Source organism: Streptomyces sp. NBC_00193 (assembly GCF_026342735.1).
Taxonomy (GTDB): domain Bacteria; phylum Actinomycetota; class Actinomycetes; order Streptomycetales; family Streptomycetaceae; genus Streptomyces; species Streptomyces stoeckheimensis.
In genome coordinates, this window is sequence record NZ_JAPEMM010000001.1 from 542,864 (window position 1) to 566,229 (window position 23,366).

14 protein-coding genes are annotated in these 23,366 nt (G+C 75.0%); 11 read left to right on the forward strand and 3 right to left on the reverse strand.

Features of this window, described 5'->3' with window-relative positions; all coding sequences use genetic code 11:
* Window positions 1–79: 79 nt before the first annotated feature.
* From OG898_RS02250 to OG898_RS02260, 3 genes are all read right to left on the reverse strand, one after another.
* The gene (locus OG898_RS02250; RefSeq protein ID WP_266954652.1) at window positions 80–1,711 is read right to left on the reverse strand and encodes a DHA2 family efflux MFS transporter permease subunit; all 1,632 of its coding nucleotides are present in this window, start codon (window positions 1,709–1,711) and stop codon (window positions 80–82) included.
* A gap of 83 nt (window positions 1,712–1,794) precedes the next feature.
* Window positions 1,795–3,207: a salicylate synthase gene (locus tag OG898_RS02255; RefSeq protein WP_266954654.1), complete on the reverse strand. Its 1,413-nt coding sequence runs from the start codon at window positions 3,205–3,207 to the stop codon at window positions 1,795–1,797.
* A gap of 146 nt (window positions 3,208–3,353) precedes the next feature.
* A complete protein-coding gene (locus tag OG898_RS02260) occupies window positions 3,354–5,063 on the reverse strand; it encodes a (2,3-dihydroxybenzoyl)adenylate synthase (protein ID WP_266960032.1) in 1,710 nt (569 codons plus the stop codon).
* A gap of 372 nt (window positions 5,064–5,435) precedes the next feature.
* Between OG898_RS02260 and OG898_RS02265 the strand changes: the two genes are divergently transcribed.
* The 11 genes from OG898_RS02265 (at window position 5,436) to OG898_RS02315 (ending at window position 23,104) form a co-directional block, all read left to right on the forward strand.
* Window positions 5,436–6,230: a thioesterase II family protein gene (locus OG898_RS02265; RefSeq protein WP_250742958.1), complete on the forward strand. Its 795-nt coding sequence runs from the start codon at window positions 5,436–5,438 to the stop codon at window positions 6,228–6,230.
* A 70-nt stretch (window positions 6,231–6,300) separates the two neighbouring features.
* A complete protein-coding gene (locus OG898_RS02270; protein ID WP_266954657.1) occupies window positions 6,301–7,185 on the forward strand; it encodes a hypothetical protein in 885 nt (294 codons plus the stop codon).
* Window positions 7,182–7,691 (forward strand): hypothetical protein, encoded by a 510-nt coding sequence (locus OG898_RS02275; protein ID WP_266954659.1) that lies wholly within the window; start codon window positions 7,182–7,184, stop codon window positions 7,689–7,691. Before OG898_RS02270 ends, OG898_RS02275 begins: the two co-directional genes overlap by 4 nt.
* The gene (locus tag OG898_RS02280; RefSeq protein ID WP_266954661.1) at window positions 7,688–9,163 is read left to right on the forward strand and encodes an amidophosphoribosyltransferase; all 1,476 of its coding nucleotides are present in this window, start codon (window positions 7,688–7,690) and stop codon (window positions 9,161–9,163) included. The genes OG898_RS02275 and OG898_RS02280 overlap by 4 nt, the downstream gene beginning before the upstream one ends.
* Window positions 9,160–9,849, forward strand: coding sequence for a class I SAM-dependent methyltransferase (locus tag OG898_RS02285; protein ID WP_266954663.1), 690 nt, complete (start codon window positions 9,160–9,162; stop codon window positions 9,847–9,849). The genes OG898_RS02280 and OG898_RS02285 overlap by 4 nt, the downstream gene beginning before the upstream one ends.
* Window positions 9,850–9,860: 11 nt before the next feature.
* A complete protein-coding gene (locus OG898_RS02290) occupies window positions 9,861–11,639 on the forward strand; it encodes a fatty acyl-AMP ligase (RefSeq protein ID WP_266954665.1) in 1,779 nt (592 codons plus the stop codon).
* Window positions 11,636–13,285: a type I polyketide synthase gene (locus tag OG898_RS02295; RefSeq protein WP_266954667.1), complete on the forward strand. Its 1,650-nt coding sequence runs from the start codon at window positions 11,636–11,638 to the stop codon at window positions 13,283–13,285. The genes OG898_RS02290 and OG898_RS02295 overlap by 4 nt, the downstream gene beginning before the upstream one ends.
* Before the next feature lie 14 nt (window positions 13,286–13,299).
* The gene (locus OG898_RS02300) at window positions 13,300–17,496 is read left to right on the forward strand and encodes a type I polyketide synthase (RefSeq protein ID WP_266954669.1); all 4,197 of its coding nucleotides are present in this window, start codon (window positions 13,300–13,302) and stop codon (window positions 17,494–17,496) included.
* Window positions 17,493–20,540, forward strand: a complete 3,048-nt coding sequence (locus OG898_RS02305; RefSeq protein ID WP_266954671.1) for a type I polyketide synthase — start codon at window positions 17,493–17,495, stop codon at window positions 20,538–20,540. The genes OG898_RS02300 and OG898_RS02305 overlap by 4 nt, the downstream gene beginning before the upstream one ends.
* A gap of 211 nt (window positions 20,541–20,751) precedes the next feature.
* Window positions 20,752–22,305, forward strand: coding sequence for an MFS transporter (locus OG898_RS02310; RefSeq protein ID WP_266960034.1), 1,554 nt, complete (start codon window positions 20,752–20,754; stop codon window positions 22,303–22,305).
* Between the two features lie 229 nt (window positions 22,306–22,534).
* Complete coding sequence (locus OG898_RS02315) at window positions 22,535–23,104, forward strand: LuxR C-terminal-related transcriptional regulator (protein ID WP_250742967.1); 570 nt, start codon at window positions 22,535–22,537, stop codon at window positions 23,102–23,104.
* Window positions 23,105–23,366: the final 262 nt, after the last annotated feature.

Sequence of the window (23,366 nt, forward strand, 5' to 3'; positions counted from 1 at the left end):
CAGGTCGCTCTCTCCCCCTGCGTGCCGGGCCGACGGGGGTGTACGGCCCGGCACGCGGGAGCATCCCGGCGGATCCTCGTCAGGCTCCGACGCGGCGGGGGGCCGGTGCCTGCGCGGGCGTCCGTCCGGGCTGTCGCTCGGCCTTCGCCGGGACCTCGGTGTCGCCCGCCTTGCCCCGGGGGAAGAGGAACAGGGCGACGGCGATGCCGGCGATGGCGACGCCCGCGCCGGTGAACATCGCGGGCGCCATGCCCGAGACGTACGCCGACCGTGCCGCCTCGGCCAGGGCCTGCCCCGCCTGGGCGGGCAGCTGGCCGGCGACCGCGAAGGCGGCGCCCACGGAGTCGCCCGCGGCGTGCAGCGCGGATTCCGGCAGTCCGGCGGCGGCCTGACTGGCGGCCAGCTCGTCCCGGTACGTACCGGCGAGCAGGCTGCCGAGTACGGCGACCCCGAGTGCGGAGCCCAGCTGCACGGCGGCGCTGTTGGTGGCGGAGCCGACGCCCAGGTCGTCCTCGGGCAGGGAGCCCACGATGGCGTCGCTGGTCGGGCCGATGATGAAGCCCGCGCCGAAGCCGAGGAAGAGCATGGCCGCCAGGGCCCGGCCGTAGCCGTCGCCGTCCCCGGTGGTGGCGAGGATCAGCAGGGAGACCGCCGCGAAGGCCAGGCCCGCGGCGGCCAGCCAGCGGGTGCCCACGTACTGGCCGAGGAACGAGGCGAGCGGGGCGGCGAGCAGGATGATCAGCGCGGTGGGTGCGATCCGCAGTCCGGTGGCCCCGGCGTCGTAGCCGAGGACGAACTGGAGGTACTGGACCAGTACGAACAGCGCTCCGAGCAGCGACAGCAGGCCCAGGAAGACCAGGATGTTGCCGATGGCCAGCCGCCGGTGGGCGAAGATCCCGAGCGGGAGCATGGGCTCCCGCGCGGTGCGCTCGCGGACGATGAATCCGGCCAGCAGCAGCACCGCGACGGCGAAGCCGGCCAGCACCTTCGTGCTGGTCCAGCCCTCGGCCGGGCCCTCGATGATGGCCCAGAGCAGGGTGCCGACCCCGACTACGGAGAGCAGTGCGCCGGGCAGGTCCAGGCTCCGGGCGACGGCGGCCCGTGAGTTCGGCACCATCTTGACGGCCGCGGCCAGCGCGATGATTCCGATGGGTACGTTGATCAGGAAGACCGAGCCCCACCAGAACTGCCCGAGCAGCCAGCCGCCGACCAGCGGCCCCATGGCCAGGCCCACGCCGATCATGGCGGACCAGAGCCCGATGGCCTTCATCCGCTCGACGGGGTCGGTGAAGACCGTGCCGATGATCGAGAGGGTCGCGGGCATGATCAGCGCCTCGCCGACGCCCATCACTCCGCGGGCGGTCATGAGCTGGGCGGTGCTGTCCGAGAACGCGGCGACGGCGGAGGCGCCGGAGAAGAGGACCAGGCCCGACAGGAAGACGGGCTTGCGGCCGAAGCGGTCGGCGAGGCTGCCCGCGAAGAGCATCAGGCCGGCCGCCATCAGGCTGTAGATGTCCACCAGCCACTGCAGTTCGCTGGTGGAGGCGCCGAGTTCGTCGACGAGCGTGGGCAGGGCGACGTTGAGCACGGTGACGTCGAGCCCCACGATCAGCAGGCTGAGGCACAGCACCGCCAGGATCGGCCAGCGCAGCGGGTGGCCTGCCGCGCCCGGTGGGGCCGCGACGGGTGACGGGGACGGCACGGAAGGCACGGCGGGACTCCTTAAGTTGAACACTACCGTTCGGGTTCAGCGTAGCGCCGAGCCGGACCGATGTCGAACAACGCTGTAAAGTTTCACGGTCGCGTGCGAGCCCCGTCGACGGCCCCGCCGGAAGCTGCGACCGCACCCGCCGCCGTCACCTCGGCCGCCGGGACGAGGGTGCGCGAGACGCTGCGCAGCTTCTCGCAGGTCTCCTCGAACTCCCGTTCCGGAAGCGACTGTTCGACGATCCCCGCACCCGCCCGCAGCCAGGTGCGGCCGCCCTGCCGGAAGACCGTGCGGAGCACGAGCGCGGCATCGAGGGACCCGTCGCTGCCCACGCTGAGCACGGCGCCGCTGTAGAGGCCGCGCGGGCCCGGCTCCAGCTCCCGGATGGTCCGGTACGCGGCCCGCTTGGGCACCCCCGAGGCGGTGACGGCGGGGAACACGGCGGCCAGCGCGGGCCAGGGCCCGCGGTCCGCGCGGGCGAGCCGGCCGCTGACCCGGGAGGCGATGTGCTGGACGCTGCCGCGCTCCTTGACCGACATGAACTCCTCGGCCCGCACCGAGCCCGGGCGGCAGACCCCCAGCATCTCGTCCCAGGCCACCTGGACGGATATCGCGTGCTCGTAGATCTCCTTGGCATCGGTGAGCAGTTCCGCGCGGCGGGCCGCGTCCTCGGCCCGGTCTCCGCTGAGCGCCCGGGTGCCCGCCAGCGGCTGGGTGGACACGTGGCCGTCGGCCGAGACCTCCACGACCGTCTCGGGGCTGAATCCCGCCGCCTCGATGCCGCCGAGGTCCAGGAGGAAGGAGCGTGCGGGCGAGTTGACCGCGCGGCCCGTGAGGTAGGTGGCCGGCAGGTCGAGTTCGCCCTCCACCCGGACGGCCCGGGACAGGATCACCTTCTGGAGGTCGCCGGCCCGGATCGAGGCGACCGCACTCGCGACGCCCGCGCGGTACGCGGCCTCGGCCGGGCCCCCGAGATCGACCGGGAGGGGGGTGAACTCCCCCTGGAGCGGCTCGGGTCCGGCGTCCTCCAGCAGGGCGCGTACGAGGACCTCCTCGGCCTCGCCGGAACATCGGATCTCGGCACCGTCCGCCGACAGCCGGATCTCGGTCCGGGGGACGACCAGGTGCACCAGCGGTTCCTCGCCGAGCCCGGCGGCCTCTCCCGCGAGGGCGTACGACAGCTCGAAGGCGGCCCAGCCGTAGGCGCGCCACTGGGCGTAGGGCAGCGAGGACAGCATGCGGTGCACGGTTTCGAGCGGATCGCCCTGCCAGGGGGTGCGGATCCGGGTGCCCTCGTGGTCGAGCGTCACATGGGTCCGGTCGGCCACCAGCCGGGCCCGGACCCCGCCGGCGTACCACCAGGCGCCCTCCCGCTCGTACACCACGTACTCACCGCCCGCGCCGTGCAGGCCGGCGCGGGCCAGCCGCACCGCGGCCTGGGCCGGGGTTCCGGAGAAGGGGATGCGACCGGTCCGGGGCGACACGGTGGTGGTGGACATGCGTGGGGTCTCCTTCATGGAGTGCGGAGTTCGTGGTGCGGCGGGGGCGGAACGGGCCGCCGGGCGGTACGGGGCGCCGAGGGGAGCGGGGCGCCAGGGGGCGGGACGGGCTGCCGGAGGCAGAACGGGCCGCCGGGGGCGGGAGGTCAGCTCCGGGCGGAGGCGGCCTCGGCCGCGCGCCGGGCGAGCAGGCGCTTGTCGAGCTTTCCCACGGCGGTGAGGGGCAGGGAGTCGACGACGTGGATCAGATCGGGCTTCTTGTACGGGGCGAGCCCGCGCCCGTCGAGGAAGGCGTCGAGGCCTCCCGGGCCGAAGGCATCGGCCGCCGAAGGCAGTTCATCCGCGCGGGAGGCGCCGGCAGCCGCCGCCGGTCCGCCCGGACCGGTGCTCCGCTCGCGCAACACGATCCAGGCGCAGGTGCGTTCGCCGAGGTAGTCGTCCGGGACGGGCACCACCGCGGCGTCGAGCACGGCGGGATGGGCGCGCAGGTGGCCTTCGAGCTCGTCCGAGGAGACCTTGTCGCCGCCCCGGTTGACGAGGTCCTTGCGCCGCCCCTCGACGACGACGTCCCCGCCGGGCAGCACGCGTACGAGGTCGCCGGTGCGGTAGAAGCCGTCCGCGGTGAACGCGGTCCGGTTGTACTCCTCGGCCCGGTAGTAGCCGCGCAGGGTGTACGGGCCGCGGGTGAGGAGCTCGCCGATCTCGCCGGCGGGGGTGTCCCGGTCCTCGGCATCGACCACGCGGATCTCGTCGTCCGGGCTCAGCGGCCGGCCCTGGGTGGTGGCGACTCGTTCCGCGTCGTCGCCGGGCCGGGTCATGCACAGCAGCCCCTCGGCCATGCCGAAGACCTGCTGGAGCTCGCACCCGAGGGCGGACCGTACCCGCCGGGCCGTCTCCGGACCGAGCCGCGCACCGCCCACCTGCAACAGGGCCAGGCTGCCGAGGTCCTCCGGGCTCCACTCGGCCGCCTGCGACCACAGGGCGGCGAGCGGGGGCACCACGGCCGTCACGGTGACCCGGTGGCGTTCGATCAGCGGGAAGACCGTCTCGGGGTCGGGTGAGGCGCCGAGCACCACGGTCCCGCCGGCCAGCAGGGTGCCGAGCGCACCCGGGCAGGCGAGGGCGAAGTTGTGGGCGACGGGCAGCGCCGCGAGGTAGACCGTGCCGGGGTGCAGGCCGCACAGTTCGGCGCTGGCGCGGACGTTGTAGGCGTAGTCCTCGTGGGTCCGCGGGATGAGCTTGGGCAGGCCCGTGGTGCCGCCGGAGACCAGGAGCACCGCCGGGTCCTGCGGGTCGGGCGCCGCGAAGGCGCCGGGCGGGAGCGGGCTGCGGCGGCCCGCCCCCTCGACGTCGGCGAGTGCGGTGTGCGGCCCGGGGTCGCCGCCCGCGACGAGGACGTGGCGCAGTCCGGGCACCTGCTCCCGGACCTCTTCGGCGAGGGCCAGGTAGTCGAAGTCCGAGGCGGGGTCGGGGTCGGCGGCGGGGACCACGTAGGCGACGGCGCCGCTGTGGCCGCAGAGGTGGACGGCCTCGCTGCGACGGTAGGCGGGCAGTCCGAGGACCGGGACCGCGCCGATCCGGAGCGCGGCGAAGAGGAGGACGAAGAACTCGGGTCCGTTGGGGAGCTGGACGACGATCCGGTCACCGGGGGCGATGCCCAGCGCGGCGAGCCCGGCGGCGAGATGGCCGGCGCGGCGGTCCAGTTCGGCGTACGAGACCTGCTCGCCGTCCGCCACCAGGGCCGTGGCCGCCCCGATCGTCCGGGCGTGCCCGGCGAGGAAGTCGCCCAGCGTGCGGCCCTGCCAGTAACCGGCCTCCCGGTACCGCTCCGCCTCGGCATCGGGCCATCGAACCATGTCCACGAAGAATCCAGCTCCTCACGCCGGGACGAATACCCGGAAGCATTGCAGGAATAATTCAAGCACTAACGCTGCCGTAAAGACTCCCCCGAAGTAAATCCAATCGGCAATCGCAATCAGATAACTTTTTGGCAAAATCAGGCGCGTTTTGACAACTCAACACGCCTGCTATAGCCAGATATTCATGGATAGATCGGGCATACCAGGGGCGGGTACTACCCCTTCGGGCAGCTCCCTTTCGAACGGCTATTTATTGACGTACCTTGACAGGGAAATCCGGAGACGATCGCGACGGAACAATTCTCGAATGTTCCTCGATTCCCGCTCCCGGCCCCCCGCTCCCCCGTTTCCTCCGAAAGGCCACCTCCCTTGCTCAGGTACGGGCTGACGCCACCGCCGCGCGGGACGGGCCGCGCCCCGTCCTGGCTGCGCACGCCGGCACCCCGGCACCGCCCCGGACTGCGGCTGCTCTGCTTCCCCCACGAGGGCGGCTCGGCGGAGTTCTTCGACCCCTGGCTCAACCACCTGCCGGACACGGCCGAACTGACCGCCGTCCAGTACCCGGGGCGCGGCGACCGCGCCCACGAGCCGGTGCCCGGCCAGGTCGACGACCTCGCACGGCCGGTGGCGGAGGCGCTGGCGGGGCGGGGAGGAGCCCGGCTGGTGCTCTTCGGACACGGCATGGGCGCGGCGGTCGCCTTCGAGACCGCCCGGCTCCTGACCGAGCATCACGATCCGGGTCCGGAGGCGCTGTTCGTCTCGTCCCACCCCGCACCGACGGACCTCTCGGCGGACGTCCGGATCCACGAGGGCCACCACGACGACCCCGTCGCCCGCCTGCGCCACCTCACGAGCGAGGGGACCGGCGGCTGCCCGGCCCCCGGGCCGCCGCCGGTCCCGGCCGCCACCGTGTACGCCGACCTGCGGACCGCCGCGCGCTACCGCTACCGGCCCGGCCCGCCGCTGGAGTGCCCCGTCACGGCGCTCGTGGGCATCCACGACACGGGGGTCACGGCCCGCCGGGCCGAGGGCTGGCGCTCCTGCACGACGGGCCGGTTCACCCTGCGCGCCATGCGGGGCGGCCCCTTCTACCTCGTGCGGCACCGGGCGGCCCTGGTGGCCTTCCTCCTCACCAGCTCCGGCGGCGGCCGGGCCCGGGCCTGACCGGTCCACGGCCCCGCACGCTCCCCCGCCCCGCACGCAGACCGCCCAACCCCCGCTAGGAGACAGACCCATGGCGGCTCCCGCCCCAGCCATCCGCCCCGACTTCCAGGTGCTCCAGGACACCCTCACCGAGGTGCTCACGCAGGTCCCGTACAACAGCGCCGCGCAGTACCACGTCCACTACGGGACCGGTTCCTCCCCCGAGCGCTTCGGCACCGCCTGCGCCTGGCAGACCTTCCGGGCCGGCGAGCGGATCGCCCTGCACACCGGCACCGAGGCCGAGTACCGCGTCGGCGGCCGGCACGTCTGCGCGCTCTACGACGACGGCGAGACCCTCACCGTCATCGACCCCTACCTGATGCACCGCACCCCGCTGCTGCTGGCGCGGGCCGACGCCGTCGACGGCGTCGTACGGGCCGAGGCGCAGGCCTACCCGCTGCGCCACCGCCCCGACGGCTCCCCCGCCCCCTCGCTGCTGCGGGCCCTGTGGCAGCCGGCGGACGGGGTGCTGCGGCTGCAGTACCTGCGCTACAGCCCCCGGCTCGGCGACCGGGTCATGCACCGCGCCTACACGATGCGGCCCGGGGACACGGTCCGCGAACTTCCGGTGCCGGCCCCGCTGGTACGGGAACTCCTGCTGCACCCCGAACAGGACAACCTGTCCGTACGGGCCGTGCACCCCGGCGACGACGGCCTCGCCGAGGTCGTCCTGCCCTTCGCCGGCCGCCCGCGCGGGGCCCTCGCCGACGCGGGGGCGCTGATCGCACGCGACAACCAGGGCGCGGTCAGCCGCTGGGGCAGCGCCGCCTTCGCGCACGAACTGGAGCGCGTGGCCCAGGCGTTGCGCTGCGACCCCGACGAGGTCGTGGACCACCTCCTCGGCGCCGCCGCGCTCTACGACGCGGCCGCCCCGGCCGGTCTCCTCGTCAACGACTACTCCCTGGAGGACGCGTGAGCACCCCGCACCCCCACCCCCGTTCCTACTTCCTGGCCGGCGTCATGCAGGGTGCCCGCGGCGGCGCCGAACTGGCCGACCAGGGCTACCGCGAGCGGCTGCGCCGCAGCATCCTGGAGCAACGCCCCGATGCCGTGGTGCACGATCCCGACGTCCTCATGCGCGAGTGGATCGGCGCGCAGGAACAGCCGATCAGAGCCGGCCACGCCGCACTCGCGGACACCCCCGAGGTGTACCGGGCCACCCTCGACCCGGCCGTCCAGCTGCTCACCTCGACCTTCCACCGGCTGACCGAGCTGGCCGCCGAGAGCGACGTGTGCGTGGCCTGGCTGCCCGGCCACGAGCCCAGCATGGGCACCGCGGCCGAGATGCTCAGCGCCCACCGGGGCGGTGCCACGGTCGTGGCCGTGACGCGGATGCGCCAGAACCTCGCGGTGCTGTCCTGCTCCGACGTGATCGTCCCCGACCTGGCCTCCTTCGAGCGCTGGCTGGCGGCGCAGGCATGAGCGACGCCGGCGGCGATCCGTCCGGGAAGCCGCGCGAGGCCTGCGGAGTCGCCGGCGTATGGGGCGCGGCGGGGGACGCCGCACCCCTGGTCCGCACCATGCTGACGGCCCTGCAGCACCGCGGCCGGCAGAGCGCGGGGATCGTCGCCTGCCGCGACGGCGTCCTGACCCGCCGGGCGGGCGCGGGCCGGGTCACCGAGGTGTTCCCCGGCCCGGGCGGCCTGCCCGCCGGACCGGGCGCGATCGGCCACGTCCGCTACGGAACCTCGGGCGGCACCGGAGCCGGCTCCGGCCTCGGCTCCGACGCCGCGCTCGCCCAGCCGGCCGTCGCCGGCCCCGCGGGCCGCCCCGCCCTCGCCGTCGCGCACAACGGCACCCTCATCGGGGCCGAGGCGGCAGCCGCCGCCCACGGGGTGCCCGTACGCCCGGGCGAGGCCGACACCGCCCTGCTCACCCGGATCCTGCACGAGGTGAGGGCCCGGCGCGGGCTGACGCTCACGGCCGCCCTGCACGAGGTGCTGCCCTCGGTCGACGGCGCGTACGCCCTCGTCCTCACCGACGGGCTGCGCCTGTACGGGGTGCGCGACCCGCACGCCTTCCGGCCGCTGTGCCTCGGGCGGCTGGGCGGCGCCTGGCTGCTGGCCTCGGAGTCGGCGGCCCTCACCGCCGTCGGCGCCGAACTCGTACGGGACCTGGAGCCCGGCGAGGTCCTGGAGGCGGGCCCCGACGGCATCCGCACCGGCAGGCTCCCGGCCCCCGGGGCCCGGCGCGCCTCCTGCGTGTTCGAGTACGTGTACTTCGCGCGCGCCGACTCCGTCGTGGACGCGCAGAGCGTCCACCGCACCCGGTACGCGGCCGGCCTCGCCCTCGCCGATCACGCCCCGCCGCCGCGGGGAGCCGTGGACCCGGTGGTGGTGGCGGTGCCCGAGACCGCGCGCGTCGCCGCGGACGCGTACGCCTGGCGCTGCGGACTGCCCACCGTCCAGGGCCTGTTGCGGCACGAAGGGGTCGGCCGGTCCTTCATCGGCGGCACCGCCGCCGACCGCGAGGCCGCCGTGCGCGCCAAGCTGTCGGCCGTCCCCGCCGCGGTGTCCGGCCGGTCCGTGGTCCTGGTGGACGACTCGCTGGTGCGCGGCACCACCATGGCGACGGTCGTCGCCCTGCTGCGGGCCGCGGGCGCCCGCGACATCCACCTGCGGGTCGCCTCCCCGCCGCACCGCCTGCCCTGCTTCTACGGCATCGACACCGCCCGCGGCGACGCACTGCTCGCGACCGGGCTGCCCGACTCCGCCCTCGCCGACCGGCTGGGCTGCGAGAGCGCGGAGTTCCTCCCGCTCGACCTGCTCGTGCGGGCCGTCGGCAAGGACCCCGCAGACCTCTGTACCGCCTGCCTCGACGGCCGGTACCCCACCGCCGTGCCCGCCACCGCAGGCCGGAGCGCCGTACCCACCCACAGGAGAGCCCTCGCATGACCAGTACCGCGGACAGCACGTCCACCGCCGACACCAATCCCCAACTGGAGAGCCGCAGCGGCAAGTTCTTCGCCCGCTACTACGACGCCATGACCGCGCGCGCCGAGGAGAAGTGGGGCCGCCCGCTGCGCACCCTCATGTTCGGCGAGCTCACGGGCGCCGTCCTCGAGGTGGGCGCCGGCTCCGGGGCGAACGTGCCCTACTTCGCCAAGGCCGACTCCCTGGTCGCCGTGGAACCGGCCAGCGAGATGCTGCGGCAGCTCCGGGTGCGGGCCGCCGAGGCGCCCATCGAGGTGGAGGTCGTGGACGCCTGGGCCGAGAGCCTGCCGCTGCCCGACGACGCCTTCGACACCGTGGTGTGCACCCTCGTCCTGTGCACGGTCGTCGACCTGCCCGCCGCGCTCGCGGAGATCCGGCGCGTGCTCAAGCCCGGTGGTCAGCTCGTCTTCTTCGAGCACGTCCGGTCCCCCGGAGCGGTGGGCCTGCTCCAGGACGTCCTGGCCCCGCTGTGGCGCCGCGCGGCCGGCGGCTGCAACGCCAACCGGCGCCTGCTGAGCGCGCTGTACGCCGCCGGGTACCAGGTGCGCGTCCACGAGGTCGTCCGCCCGTGGCCCCGCTACCCCACGAACACGCCCTACCTCCGCGGCACCGCCGTGCCGTCGGTCCTGCCGGCCGACCGCGACTGATCGGAAGAATCGTGCTGTCTGTGAACACCCCGCCCGAGCCGCGCGGCCTGGCCGCGGCCGTCCACGAAGCCGCCCGGCGCCGCCCGGACGCCACGGCGCTCACCTTCGTCGACTACGCGGCCGACCGGGCCGGCGTCGCCCACGAGCTGACCTACGGCGCGCTCGAAGCACGGGCGCGCTCCGTCGCGGGCGCCCTGAGCCGCATCGCCGTGCCCGGCGACCGGGCCGCCATCCTCTGCCCGCACACCGCGGACTACGTCGCCGCCCTGCTGGGCTGCCTCTACAGCGGGGTGATCGCCGTACCCCTGTACGCCCCCGAGGCGTTCCGTACGGACGAGCGGCTGCACCTGGCCATGGCCGACTGCGCGGCGGGCGTGGTCCTGACCACCAGCGTCCACGAACGGCCCGTACGCGAACTGCTGGCGGACGCACCGGGCCTCGGGCAGCCTTCCGTGCTGTACGTGGACACCCTGGATCCGGCGCTGGGCCGGGACCTGGTCCTGCCCGAGACGCAGCACCCGAACGGTGTCGCGTACCTCCAGTACACCTCGGGGTCGACCCGGGAGCCGACCGGCGTCGAGGTCACGCACCGCAATCTGGCCGTCGGGGCCGAGCAGTTGCGTGCGGGGCTCGCGATCGGCGCGGACGCCCGCATCGCCGGCTGGCTGCCGTTCTTCCACGACATGGGCCTCCTGCTGATGCTCGCCGTGCCGCTGATCAACGGCACGCCCGCCGTGCTGATGTCGCCGTTCTCCTTCATCCAGCGGCCCGTCCGCTGGCTGCGCGCGATCAGCGACCACGGGGCCACGCACACGGTGTCCCCGAACTTCGGCCTCGACCTGTGCGTCGACCGGGTCCCGGAGAACGCCCGGACGGGCCTCGACCTCTCCTCGCTCCGCACCCTCGTCAACGGCTCCGAGCCGGTGCGGGCCTCGACCCTGGACCGGTTCAGCGCGGAGTTCGGGCCCCACGGGTTCCGGCCGCAGGCCCACTGCCCCAGCTACGGCCTGGCGGAGGCCACCCTCGCCGTCACCCTCGGCGGCCCGGGAGCACCCCGCGTGCTGCGGCTGGACCGTGCCGAGCTGGCGGCGGACCGGGTCCGCGTCCTGCCGGATGCCGACGAGGACGGATACCGCGTGGTGTCCTGCGGTACGCCCGCCGGCCAGGAGGTGCGCATCGTCGACCCGCGGACCGGGGAGGCCGTGTCCGGGGACTGCGCGGGCGAGGTCTGGGTGCGCGGGGCCAACGTGTGCGCCGGGTACTGGGGGCGGCCGGAGCGTTCCGCCGGGGTCTTCCGCGCGGTGACCCCGTCGGCCCCGGACGGAGCCTGGCTGCGCACCGGCGACCTGGGCTTCCTCCGGGACGGCGAACTGTTCCTGACGGGCCGCATCAAGGACCTGATCGTCGCGGGCGGCCGCAACCACCACCCCGCCGACGTCGAACTGACCGTCCAGGAGGCGCAGACGGCGATCCGGCGCGGTCATGTCGCCGCCTTCTCGGCCGGGTTGCTCGACGAGACGGGGGAACGGGCCGTGGTCGTCGCCGAGCTCGACCGCAGCCGCGACCCGGCCGAACTGGAGGCGATCCGCGCGGCGGTCCGCGCCTCCGTGGTGTCCCGGCACGCCCTGGACGTGCACGAGGTCGTGCTGATCCGGCGCGGGGCGCTGCCCAAGACCACGAGCGGGAAGATCCGCCGCGCCGCGTGCCGCGACCTGTACCTGGCGGGGGATCTCGCCGTCGCCGCGGGCACGGGCGCCTCCGCGGTACGGGACGGGGCGCCGGTCCTGTGAGGGAGGAACTGTACCGACTGCTCGTCGCGCGCGTGGCCCGGCGCAGCGGTCTGCCCGAGCACCGCATCGACCCCGATCTGCCCTTCGACACCTACGGGTTCGCCTCCATCGACGCGGTGGCGCTCTCGGGCGAGCTGGAGGAGCTGCTCGACCGGGACCTGCCGCCGACCGTGCTGTGGCAGCACCCCACCATCCACCGGCTGACCGCCTTCCTGACCGGCGGCCCGGAGCAGTCGGAGCAGCCCGAGCGGCCGGCTTCCGGGCCTGGCGGGCCCGCCACCGCACCCGGCCGCCCGGCCGGGGACCCGGGCGACGGCCGCTCCCCGTACGGCGACACGGACCTCGCGGTGGTCGGCCTCGGCTGCCGGCTACCCGGGGGCATCGCCTCCGCGGCCGGGTTCTGGGAGCTGCTGAGCCGCGGCGGCGACGCCGTCACCACCGTCCCGGAGGGCCGCTGGGAGCCGTACCGCCAGGTGTCGCCCGCGCACGCGGCCGCCGTCGACCGGGCCGTGCGGCACGGCTCCTTCCTCGACGACGTGGACGGCTTCGACGCGGAGTTCTTCGGCATCGCACCGGCCGAGGCCGCCGAGATGGATCCGCAGCAGCGGATCCTGCTGGAGGTCGCCTGGGAGGCCCTGGAGCACGCGGGGCTGCCGGCCGACCGGCTGGCGGGCTCCCGTACCGGCGTGTACGTGGGTGCGTGCAGCGACGATCACGGGCGGACGGCCCTGGAGGACCTGCCGTCGATCACCGCACGCACCGGCACCGGGTCCGCCATGAGCATCATCGCCAACCGGCTCTCGTACGCGCTGGACCTGCGGGGCCCCAGCATGACGGTCGACACCGCCTGTTCCTCCTCGCTCGTGGCCCTGCACCTGGCCCGGCGCGGACTGCTCGCGGGCGAGTGCGACACCGCCCTGGTCGGCGGCGTGAACCTGCTGCTCTCCCCCGGTGTGACGCTCAACTTCGGTGCGGGGGGCGTCCTTTCGCCGGGCGGGCGCTGCCGCCCGTTCTCCGCCGCGGCGGACGGCTACGTGCGCGGCGAGGGCTGCCTGGTCGTCGTGGTGCGCAGGCTCGCCGACGCCCTGCGCGACGGCGACCGGGTGCTCGCCGTGGTCCGCGCCACCGGCACCAACCAGGACGGCCGCTCGAACGGACTGATGGCCCCCAACCCGGCCGCCCAGGAGGCCCTGATCCGCGAGGTGTGGGCCGGCTCCGGGCTCGACCCCGCCGAGGCCGGGTACGTGGAGGCCCACGGCACCGGCACCCCGCTGGGCGATCCGATCGAGGCCGCCGCGCTCGGTGCCGCGCTCGGCGCCGCCAGGACCGCGGGCTCCGCGCTGCGGATCGGCTCGGTCAAGTCCAACCTCGGGCACCTCGAGGGCGCCGCCGGTCTCGCCGGACTGGCCAAGTGCGTACTGGCCCTGCATCACGGGGTGATCCCGCCCACCCTGCACCACGACGCCCCCAACCCCCGCATCCCGCTGGACGAGTGGGGCCTGGCTGTCGTGGACCGCGCGACCCCGTGGGCGCGCGGCGAGCGGCCGCGCACCGCGGGCGTCAGCTCCTTCGGGTTCGGCGGCACCAACGCCCACGCGGTGCTCCTCGAAGCCCCGGTTCCCCAGACGGTGTCGATCACCGAGTGAGAGTGAACTCCCCCATGGAAAACACCGAGATGCTCTTCGCGCTCTCCGCCCGCTCGCCGGGGGCCCTGCGCGAGAACGCCGGCCGGCTGGCCCGCTGGCTGACCGCCGACGGCGCCCGCGTCCCCCTGGCCGACGTGGCCCACACCCTCGCGGTGCGCCGCGCCCACCTCGCCGAACGCCTCGTGGTCCGGGCCACCGACCGCGCGGTGCTCGCCGCACTGCTGGAGACCGTCGCCGACGGCGGGGAGCCCGGGCCCCTCGCCGTGCGCGGCAGCCTGTCGGACACCCGGCCCGCCTCCCCGGTGTTCGTCTTCTCGGGCCACGGTTCGCAGTGGGACGGCATGGGTGCCGAACTCCTGTCCCGTGAACCGGCGTTCGCCGCCGTCATCGACGCCCTCGAAGGGGTCGTGCGGGAGGAGAGCGGCCACGACCTGCGCACGCTGATCACGCGGGACGGCCTGGCGGGGTCCGGGATGGACCAGGTGCAGCCCGCCGTGTACGCCCTCCAGGTGGGCCTCGCCGCGGTGTTCCGCGAACGGGGCGTCCTGCCCGCCGCCGTGATCGGCCACTCGATGGGCGAGATCGCCGCCGCCGTGGTCTCCGGAGCCCTGACCCCGGAGGACGGGGCGCGGATCGTGTGCCGCCGCTCCCTGCTGATGGAGCGCCGGCTGGCCGGAACCGGAGCCACGGCCCTGGTGGAGCTGGACGCCGCCGAGGCGCGGCGCCGGCTCACCGGCCGGCCGGGCATCTCCGTCGCCGTGCACTCCTCGCCGCGGGCCTGCGTGGTGGCGGGGCTTCCGGACGCCGTCGAGGCCTTCGTGGCCGAGTGCCGCGCGGAGGGTCTGCTGGCCCGCCTGGTACCGGGCGTGCGGATCGGCGCGCACAGCCCGCTCGTCGACCCCCTGCTCGGCGAACTCACCGCCGCACTGGGCGACATCGAGCCGGGCACGCCCCGGGTCGCCTACTACAGCTGCACCTCGGAGGACCCGAGGGAGCGGCCCGCCCTCGACGCCGGGTACTGGGCGGCGAACCTGCGCCGGCCCGTGCGGCTGACCGAGGCCGTACGGGCCGCCGCCGAGGACGGGCTGCGCGTCTTCATGGAGGTGTCGCCGCACCCCGTGGTCGCCCAGTCGGTCCTGGAGACCGTGCTGAAGACGGACGGCGTGCACCGCGGCCGGAGCACGGTGCTGGGCACGCTCGGCCGCGGCGCCCCGACGGGTGCCTCGCTCGCGGGCGCCCTCGCGACCCTGCACTGCGCGGGGGTGACGCTGCCCCGGCAGAGCGTCCCGGCGGGGCGGCCGGCCGAACTGCCTGCCTACGCCTGGCAGCACCAGTCCTTCCCGCGGCCCCGCCGCGCCCCAGTGGACTCCCCGGCGCATCCGCTGCTCGGCCACCGGATCACCCTGCCGGGCACGCCCGTCCGCCATGTCTGGCAGAGCCGGGTCGGCGCCGACCGGCTGCCGTGGCTCGACGACCACCGGGTCCAGGGCACGCCGGTGCTGCCGGGCACCGCGTACGCGGAACTCGCCCTGGCCTGCGCCTGCGAGGCGTTCGGTGCCGGGCCGGACCGGGTGGAGGTCAGCGGGCTCGACCTGGCCCGGGTCCTGCCCCTGGACCGGCCCGCGACCCTCACCACCACCTTGGAGGAGGACCCCGAAGGAGACGGCGGCACCGTCACCGTGGTCGCCGGGACCGGCGCCGGCAGCACCGGGGCGGTGCTGGCCCGTGCCCGGGTGGCCCTCGTGGCCGCCCGCGCACCCGGCCTCGTACGGGAGGAACGGGAGGAACCGCACGACGGCGGGGACGGCGGGGACGGCACGCCGCACGATCCGCGGGAGCTCTACGCGGCCCTGCGCGCGCTGGGCCAGGAGCACGGGCCCGCCTTCGCCGGGGTCACCGGGGTACGGGTGGGCGGGGGCTTCGCCGTCAGCCGGGTGGCCCGGCCGGCCGTGCTGGCCGCTGACGGCCGGTGGCGCTTCCACCCGGCCCTCCTCGACGCCTGCCTGCACGGGCTGGGCTCGCTGATGCCGGAGGGCACGCGGGGCACGTACCTGCCGACCGGGGTGGAGCGGCTCCGGGTCACCGGGACCCCGGGGGACGTGCTCGTCTGCCGGGCCCGGCTGCGCCCCGGCCTCGCGGGCACCCTGTCCGCCGACGTGGAGATCACGGACCCCGGGGGCGCGCCCGTCGCCCGGCTGACCGGCGTCCGGCTCAGCCCGGTCGGCGAGGAGGCGCTGCCCGTCGACGTGGCGCCCCTGCTGCGCCACGTGCGCTGGGAGACCGCGCCCGGGCCGGACTCCTCGCCGGACTCCGGGCCGGACTCCGGGCCGGGCACGGAGCGGCGACGGCTGCTCGTGAGCGGCGACCCGGACGGCACGGTGACCGCCGCCCTGTCGGCCGCCGGGGTCACCTGCGCACGCGTCGGCCCGGACGGGCCCTGGGATGCCGCCGGGCAGGTGGACGGCGTGGTGCTGACCGCCTGGGCCGGACCGGACCCGGACCCGTCCCCGGACGTGCCCGGCTCCGCCGAGGAGCGGGTGCACTCGGCGCTCAGGCTCGTCTCGGGGCTGCTGCGCCGGTACGAGGACACCGGCACGCCGCCGCCCCCGCTGACCGTGCTGACCGTGCGCGCCCAGCCGGTGCGGGAGGGCGAGGAGCCCGATCCGGGCCAGGCGGCGCTGCGCGCGGTCGTCCGTACGCTGCGCCAGGAGCGGCCCGAACTCCGGGCGCGCATCGTCGACCTGGACGGGACGGGGGCCCCGCCCGTGGCCGAGATCCTCGACCTGGACGGCCCGGACGAGGTCGCCTGGCGGGACGGGCGGCGCCATGTGGCGCGCCTGGTCGCCGGAGCACCGCCGGCCGGGCGGGCGGGGCACCCCGGGCAGGCCGCCGACGGCGGCGGCCGGGGCCGTGTGGTGGTGCGGCCGGGGGGCGGCTACCTCGTCACCGGCGGCACGCGCGGCCTGGGCCTCGCCACCGCCCGCTGGCTCGCCGAAGGCGGCGCGGGGGCCGTGGTCCTGGGCGGCCGCGGCGCGTTGGGACCGGAAGCCGCCCTGGAGCTGGAGCGGATCCGGGCCCTGGGCACCCGCGTCGAGCTGGTCACGGGGGACGTGGCCGCGCCGGGGACCGCCGCACGCATGGCGGACGTACTGGCGGCGGCGGGCGTACGGCTGCGCGGGGTGGTGCACACCGCGGCCGTACTGGAGGACGCGCTGGTCACCGAGCCCGACGGAGGCCGGCTGCACCGGGTGTGGTCGCCGAAGGCCACGGGTGCCTGGCGCCTGCACGAGGCCACCGAGCGGGCCGAACTCGACTGGTGGATCGGCTTCTCCTCGCTGGCCTCCCTGGTCGGCTCGGCCGGCCAGGCCGAATACGCGGCGGCCAACGCCTTCCTCGACTCCGTGGTGGCGCTCCGGCGGTCCCGGGGCATGACCGCGCTCGCGGTCAACTGGGGCCCGTGGGAGGAGATCGGCGCCGTGCGCGGCCGCACCGTTCCCGGGCTGGGCAAGCTCACCCCGCGCGAGGGCTTCGCGGCGCTGGAGGCACTGCTGGCCGGTGACGCGGCCCACGCCGGGGTGGCCCGGCTGACCGGCTCCGCCTTCGTCGAGGCCTATCCGCAGACGCGCACCTCCTCGTTCCTCTCCGCCCTGGCGGAGGCGGCCGGTCCGGGGTCCGCCGCGAAGTCCGGTTTCGACGGGGCGGCCCTGGCCGCGCTGCCGGACGGGGCGCGGCGGGCGGCCGTACGTGCCCGGACGCTGCTGAGCGTCGGACGGGTGCTCGGCTTCACGGACCCCGGCCGGATCGCCGACCGTCCGCTCGTGCACCTGGGACTGGACTCGCTGGCCGCCGTACGGATCAAGAACGCGCTGTTCGAGGACTTCGCGGTGGACGTGCCGGTGGCACGGCTGCTCCAGGGGGCCAGCGCCGCGGATCTGGCGGTGCTGGTGACGGACGCCCTCGTTGGGGGCTCCGAGGGGGCCGACAGCATCGAGCGCACCGCCGGAGGAAGCGTCGGTGAGGCCGGTGGGGCTGGTGGGGCCGTCGGGGCCGGTGGGGCTCGCCCTGGCGCGGCGCCCGGCGCCGTACGCGATGCCACGCGCCGGGCGGCCGCCCGGACCGCCCTGGCCGGAGCCGGCCGGACGCGACGCCGCGACGCACGGGACGTGCGCGAGGTACGGGACATACGGGATGCACGGAGGAGCGGTTCATGAGCGACGCACGGCCGGACGCCGGCGGGGCACGGGCGGGCTCGGATCCCCATGAGGAGGCCGGGGCCGAGATCGAGGCCGTCGCCGTCGTGGGGATGGCGGGCCGGTTCCCCGGGGCCCGCACCACGGAGGAGTTCTGGGACCACCTGGTCGCCGGTCGGGACTGCCTGGAGGAGCTCGACGACACGGAGCTGCTGACCGCCGGGGTACCCGCCTCGGCGCTCGCCGGGCCGGGCTACGTCCGGCGGGCGGCGGCCCTCGACGGGTTCGCGGAGTTCGACGCGGAGTTCTTCGGGCTGCCGCCCTCCGTGGCCGCGGCCATGGACCCCCAGCAGCGGCTGTTCCTGGAAAGCTGCTGGCACGCCCTGGAGGACGCGGGGCACGACCCGGCCGCGCGGGACGGCGCGGTCGGGGTGTTCGCGGCCCCTTCCTTCAGCGGCTACTTCGGCTACAACCTGCTCTCGCACCACGATCCCCGGGTCCTGCTCGGCTCCGGCACGTCCCCCGCCCTGATCCACGCCCTGACGCTGACCGACCCGAACTTCTTCGCCACCCGGGTCGCGCACGCACTGGACCTGCGGGGCCCCGCGCTCACCGTGCAGACCGCGTGCTCCGGTTCGCTGGTGGCCGTGCACCTGGCCTGCCAGAGCCTGCTGTCCGGGGAGACGGACCTCGCGCTCGCGGGCGGGATGACGGTGAAGGTCCCGCACCGCGCGGGCTATCTGCACGAGCCCGGTTCGATGATGTCCGCGGACGGCTTCTGCCGGCCCTTCGACGCGGCCGCGAACGGCACCGTCTTCGGCAGCGGCGGCGGGGTGGTCGCCCTCAAGCGGCTCTCCGACGCGCTCGCCGACGGGGACCGGATCCGCGCGGTCGTGCGCGGCACCGCCGTCAACAACGACGGCTCCCTCAAGATGGGGTTCACCGCGCCCAGCGTCGAGATGCAGGCCGCGGTGATCGCCGAGGCGCTGGCGGTGGCCGGACTGGAACCGCACGAGGTCGGCTACGTCGAGGCGCACGGCACCGGCACCGTCCTGGGGGACCCGGTCGAGACGGCTGCGCTGCGCCAGGCCCTCGACCCGGCGGGTGACCGGACGGCTCCCTGCCTGATCGGGTCGGCCAAGGGAAACATCGGCCACCTGGAGGCCGCCTCCGGGGTCGTCGGACTGATCAAGGCGGTCCTGGCGCTGGAGCACCGGACCCTCCCGGCGACTGCGCACTTCACCGCGCCCAATCCGGAACTCGGCCTGGGGGACGGTCCGTTCGAGGTGGTGGCCGCGACCCGGCAGTGGACCGGACCGGGTCCGCTGGTGGCCGGGGTCAGCTCGCTGGGCGTCGGGGGCACCAACGCCCACGTGGTGCTGACCGAGGCCCCGCACGCCCCGCCCCGCCGGACCCCGGCTCCGACTCCGGCTGCTGTCCCGGCCGCCGCCCCGGACGCCGCTCCGGTGCTGCTGGTCAGTGCCCGTACGCCCGAGGCACTGCGGGACGCGGCACGGGAACTGGCCGGGGCCATCGGCCCGGACACCGACCTCATGGACGTGGCCCACACCCTGGCCGGGCGCCGGGCCTTCGGATTCCGGGCCGCGGTCTCCGCCCGGTCCCCGGAGCGGGCCGCCGCACTGCTGCGCGCCGACCGCCCCGCGGTGCGGGTGGCCGCCGCCCCGCCCGCGCCGGTGCTGCTGCTGCCCGGGCAGGGGTCTCCGTACCCGCGCATGGGCGAGGGCCTGTACCGGGCCGGCGGGGTCTTCCGCCGCGAACTGGACCGCTGCGCGGAGCTGTTCGCCGCCGGGACCGGCCGGGACCCGCGGGACGCGGTGTTCCGCGGGGACGCGGCGGACTTGCTGCGCACCGACGTGGCCCAGCCCGCGCTGTTCTGCGTCGAGTACGCGCTGGCGCGGACCCTGGAGAGCCACGGGGTGCGCCCGGCGGCCCTCGCCGGGCACAGCGTGGGCGAGTTCGCCGCGGCCTGCCTCGCCGGGGTGATGGAACTCCCCGACGCCGTACGGCTGGTGGCGGCCCGGGGCCGGCTCATGCACGCGGCCCCCGCGGGCACGATGCTCTCGGTGCGCACGGCCCCCGAGCAGGTGCTCGCCCGGCTCGACGGGAGCGGACTGGAGCTGGCCGCGGTGAACGAGCCCGGGGCCTGCGTGGTCGCCGGGCCGCCCGAGCAGGCCGCCGCGTTCTCGGCGCTGATGACCACGGAGGGTTTCACGGTCACGGCGCTGCGCACCCCGCACGCGTTCCACACGGCGGCCATGGACGAGGCCGCGGAGCGGTTCGCCGAACTGGCCGGCCGGGTCCCGCTGTCCGCCCCCGCCGTCCCGCTGCTGTCGAACGTGACCGGCGACTGGATGACCGACGCCGAGGCCACCGACCCGGAGCGGTGGGCCCGCCAGATGCGCTCCACGGTGCGCTGGTCGGACTGCGTACGGACCCTGCTGACCGGGACCGGCCCGGACGGTCCGGGCCGGGCGCTGGTCGAGACGGGCCCCGGGCGGACGCTCGCCTCGGCGGCCCGGCGGGTCCCGGGCTGGTCGGACGCACACCTGGCGGTGAGCGCCATGCGCCACCCCGAGGAGCGGATCGACGACGGTGAGGCGCTGTCGCGGGCGCTGGGGGCCCTCTGGGAGACCGGGGTGGAGGTGGACTGGTCCGGGACCCGGCACGGGCGGGAGCGCCGGGTGCCGCTGCCGGGCTATCCCTTCCGGCGGGTGCGGCACTGGATCGATCCCGCGGAACCCGCACGGCCGGCCGGGGCCGGGGCCCGGGCCGAGGTCCGGGAGCGGCCGCGGACGGCGGAGCAGCGGGCCGAGGTGACCCCCGAGGGGGCGGGCCGCGGCGCCGCCGAGGTGCTGGCCGGGATCTGGGCGGAGGTGCTGGGCGTGGCGTCGGTCAGGCCGGACGAGGACTTCTTCGACCTGGGGGGCGATTCGGTGCTGGCCGCGCGCGTCTGCGGGCGGGCGCAGGCCTTCGGACTGGATCTCACGCCCAAGGACGTCTTCGAACATCCCACCGTGTCACGGCTTGCGGTCAGGGTCTCCTGACCACCCCTCAACTTGAACAGCACTGTACAAAATACGGGCGAGGTGCTCTACAGTAACCCTGACAGTGCTGTTCAAGTTAAGGGAGTATGCGGTGAACCTGGAGAGTCATACCCACGCCGATCCGGCCGGGGCAGGGCATCCCCACCACGCCGCGACCGCGCACCACGGGCACGCGGAGGCCGGAGCACCGCCGGACCCGCGCCGGTGGCTGATCCTCGCGCTGCTGTGCACGGCACAGTTCATGCTCATCGTCGACGTCACCGTGGTGAACGTCGCACTGCCCACCATCGGCGGCGAACTGGGGCTGAACGCAGGTGCGCTGACCTGGGTGGTCACCGCGTACACGCTGTTCTTCGGCAGCCTGCTGCTGCTCGGCGGCCGACTCGGCGACCTGCTCGGCCGGCGCCGGATGTTCCTGGTGGGCCTCACGCTCTTCACCGCGGCCTCGCTGGCTTCCGGGCTGGCCGAGAGCGGCGGCGTACTGATCACCGCGAGGGCCGTGCAGGGCATCGGCGCGGCCGTGATGTCGCCGGCGGCCATGGCGCTGATCATGACGGTGTTCCAAGGGCCCGAACGTAACCGGGCGCTCGGGGTCTGGGCCGCGATCGGCGCCACCGGCGCCGCCTTCGGCGTCCTGCTGGGCGGGGTGCTGGTGTCCGGTCCGGGCTGGGAGTCGATCTTCTTCGTCAACGTGCCGATCGGCCTCGCCGTCCTGGTGGCGGTTCCCGCCCTCGTCAAGGAGACGACGACCGCCGGACACGGAACCGGCCACGCGGCGGCCCACGCACCCGAGCACGGCGGGCACGGCACGGGACACGGACCCGGCCACGGCCACGGCCACGAGGCCCCGGCGCACGAGGCCGCAGCCCACGGCCACCACACCCCGGCCCACGGTCAGCACGAGCACGGCCAGAGCCACGGCCACGGCCACGCCGCAGCCCCGACCGGGTTCGACCTGCCGGGTGCGCTGACGATGACGGCCACCCCCGCCCTGCTCATCTACGGCCTCGCCCAGGCCCGGGACAACGGATTCGGCGACATCGGCGCCTGGCTCCCGCTCCTGGGCGCGCTCCTCGGAGCCGTGCTGTTCGTCGTCGCGGAGCGCTCCGCCGCCGCACCCCTGGTACGGCTCCCGTTCCTGGCCCGGCGCTCGCTCATCGGCGGCTGCCTGCTGATGCTCGCCGCGTCCGGGGTCCTGATCTCGGCGTTCTTCCTGTGCTCGCTCTACCTCCAGCACGTCCTCGGCTTCAGCGCCCTGCGCACCGGCCTGACCTTCCTGCCGGCCGCCCTGGCCACCCTCGTCGGCGCGCACCTCGGCTCGCAGGCCGTGGCGCGGCTGGGATGGCGGGCGACCGCCACCGGCGGCATGGCGGTCGCCGTGGCCGGGGCGCTCCTGCTGACCGGTCTGGAGCGGGACGGCAACGCGTGGACCCAGGTCATGCCGGGCTTCATCCTGCTCTCGTTCGGGCTGGGCATCGGCTTCGTCTGCGCCATCACCAGTTCCATGCACGGCGTCGAGCACAAGGACGCGGGACTGGGCTCCGGCCTGGTCAACACCTGCCACGAACTGGGCGCATCCCTGGGCATCGCCGTGGTCGCGGCGGTGGCCGGCGCGAGCCTCGAAGGCACCACCCCGTCGGTCGACGGCTTCGGCAGCGCCTTCACGACCTGTGCGGTCATCGCCGCCGTGGCGGCCGTGGCCGGCCTGACGCTGCTCCCCAAGGGTCGGCCCGACCCCTCGGCCGGTCCGGTGTTCGCCCACTGAATTAACGGACGCAAACAATCCGCTAGCACTCAATCGCTTGACTCCCCCAACTTCTATGATTGATAGTAGATCCCGTTGTTTGGCCGTAATGGCTACCGGGGGAGATAAAATGCAAGATGGACAGCAAAAAAACGACGGAGAGTGTTGCACCATCCTCGTCGTCGATCCCGATCCGGCCTCCCGAGCATTGCTGAGACGGTTCGTGGAACCCGGCACCCGGCCTGAATTCGTGACATCGGCCGCCTCCGCCGCGGACATTCCGCTCGACCGGGTGGCCCGGCCCCTGACCGTCGTCCTCTCATCGGCCGTGGGCGTGGAGGACCTCTCCCGGCTCGGCCCGCTGCTCGCCGACCCGGCCACGCACGTCGTGCTGGTCCTGCGCTCCCTGCTGCAGGACCAGCTCGACACCGCCCAATGGGTGCTCGCCGACGTGGTGTTGCGCCTCGAGGACCTGCTGGGCGCCGAACTCGACGAAGTGCTCACCCCGCACCGGCGCGGCACCGTGGCCGTATCGCCCGAGGCATTGCGCCAGGTCGTACGGCTGGCCTCCGCCGCGCCCGAGAGCGAGAGCCGCCGGCCGAAGCTCACCGAGCGCGAGACGGAGACCCTCTGGGGCGTGGCCCAGGGGATGAGCAACCGCCAGATCGCCCGGGCCATGGGCATCAGCGAGCACGGCGCCAAGCGCCATCTCGCCAACGTGATGGGCAAGTTGAACTGCCAGAACCGGACCTCGGCCGTCGCCGTCGCACTGCGCAGCGGGCTGCTGGAACTGAGCGACGTGGGCAGAGACGTCTCCTGACGTTCCGCCTCGTCCCGCACCCCACCCGTCCGGCCGCACTGCCCGGCACCCATTCCATCTCACGCACGGGGGAATCACCCAATGGCTGAAAACAGCCTTGCCAAAAACTTCGGCGATACCGTAATAGTGCGCCTTCCAGCGGCCTCTCCGGGACCGGAGATGCCTTCCCTTTCCGCATTCAACAGCGCGGGAAGCGATGTTTCATTCTGTAGCACTTTGGACTTCAAAGATGAATGGAATGTCCTGACGCAAACAGCAAAGG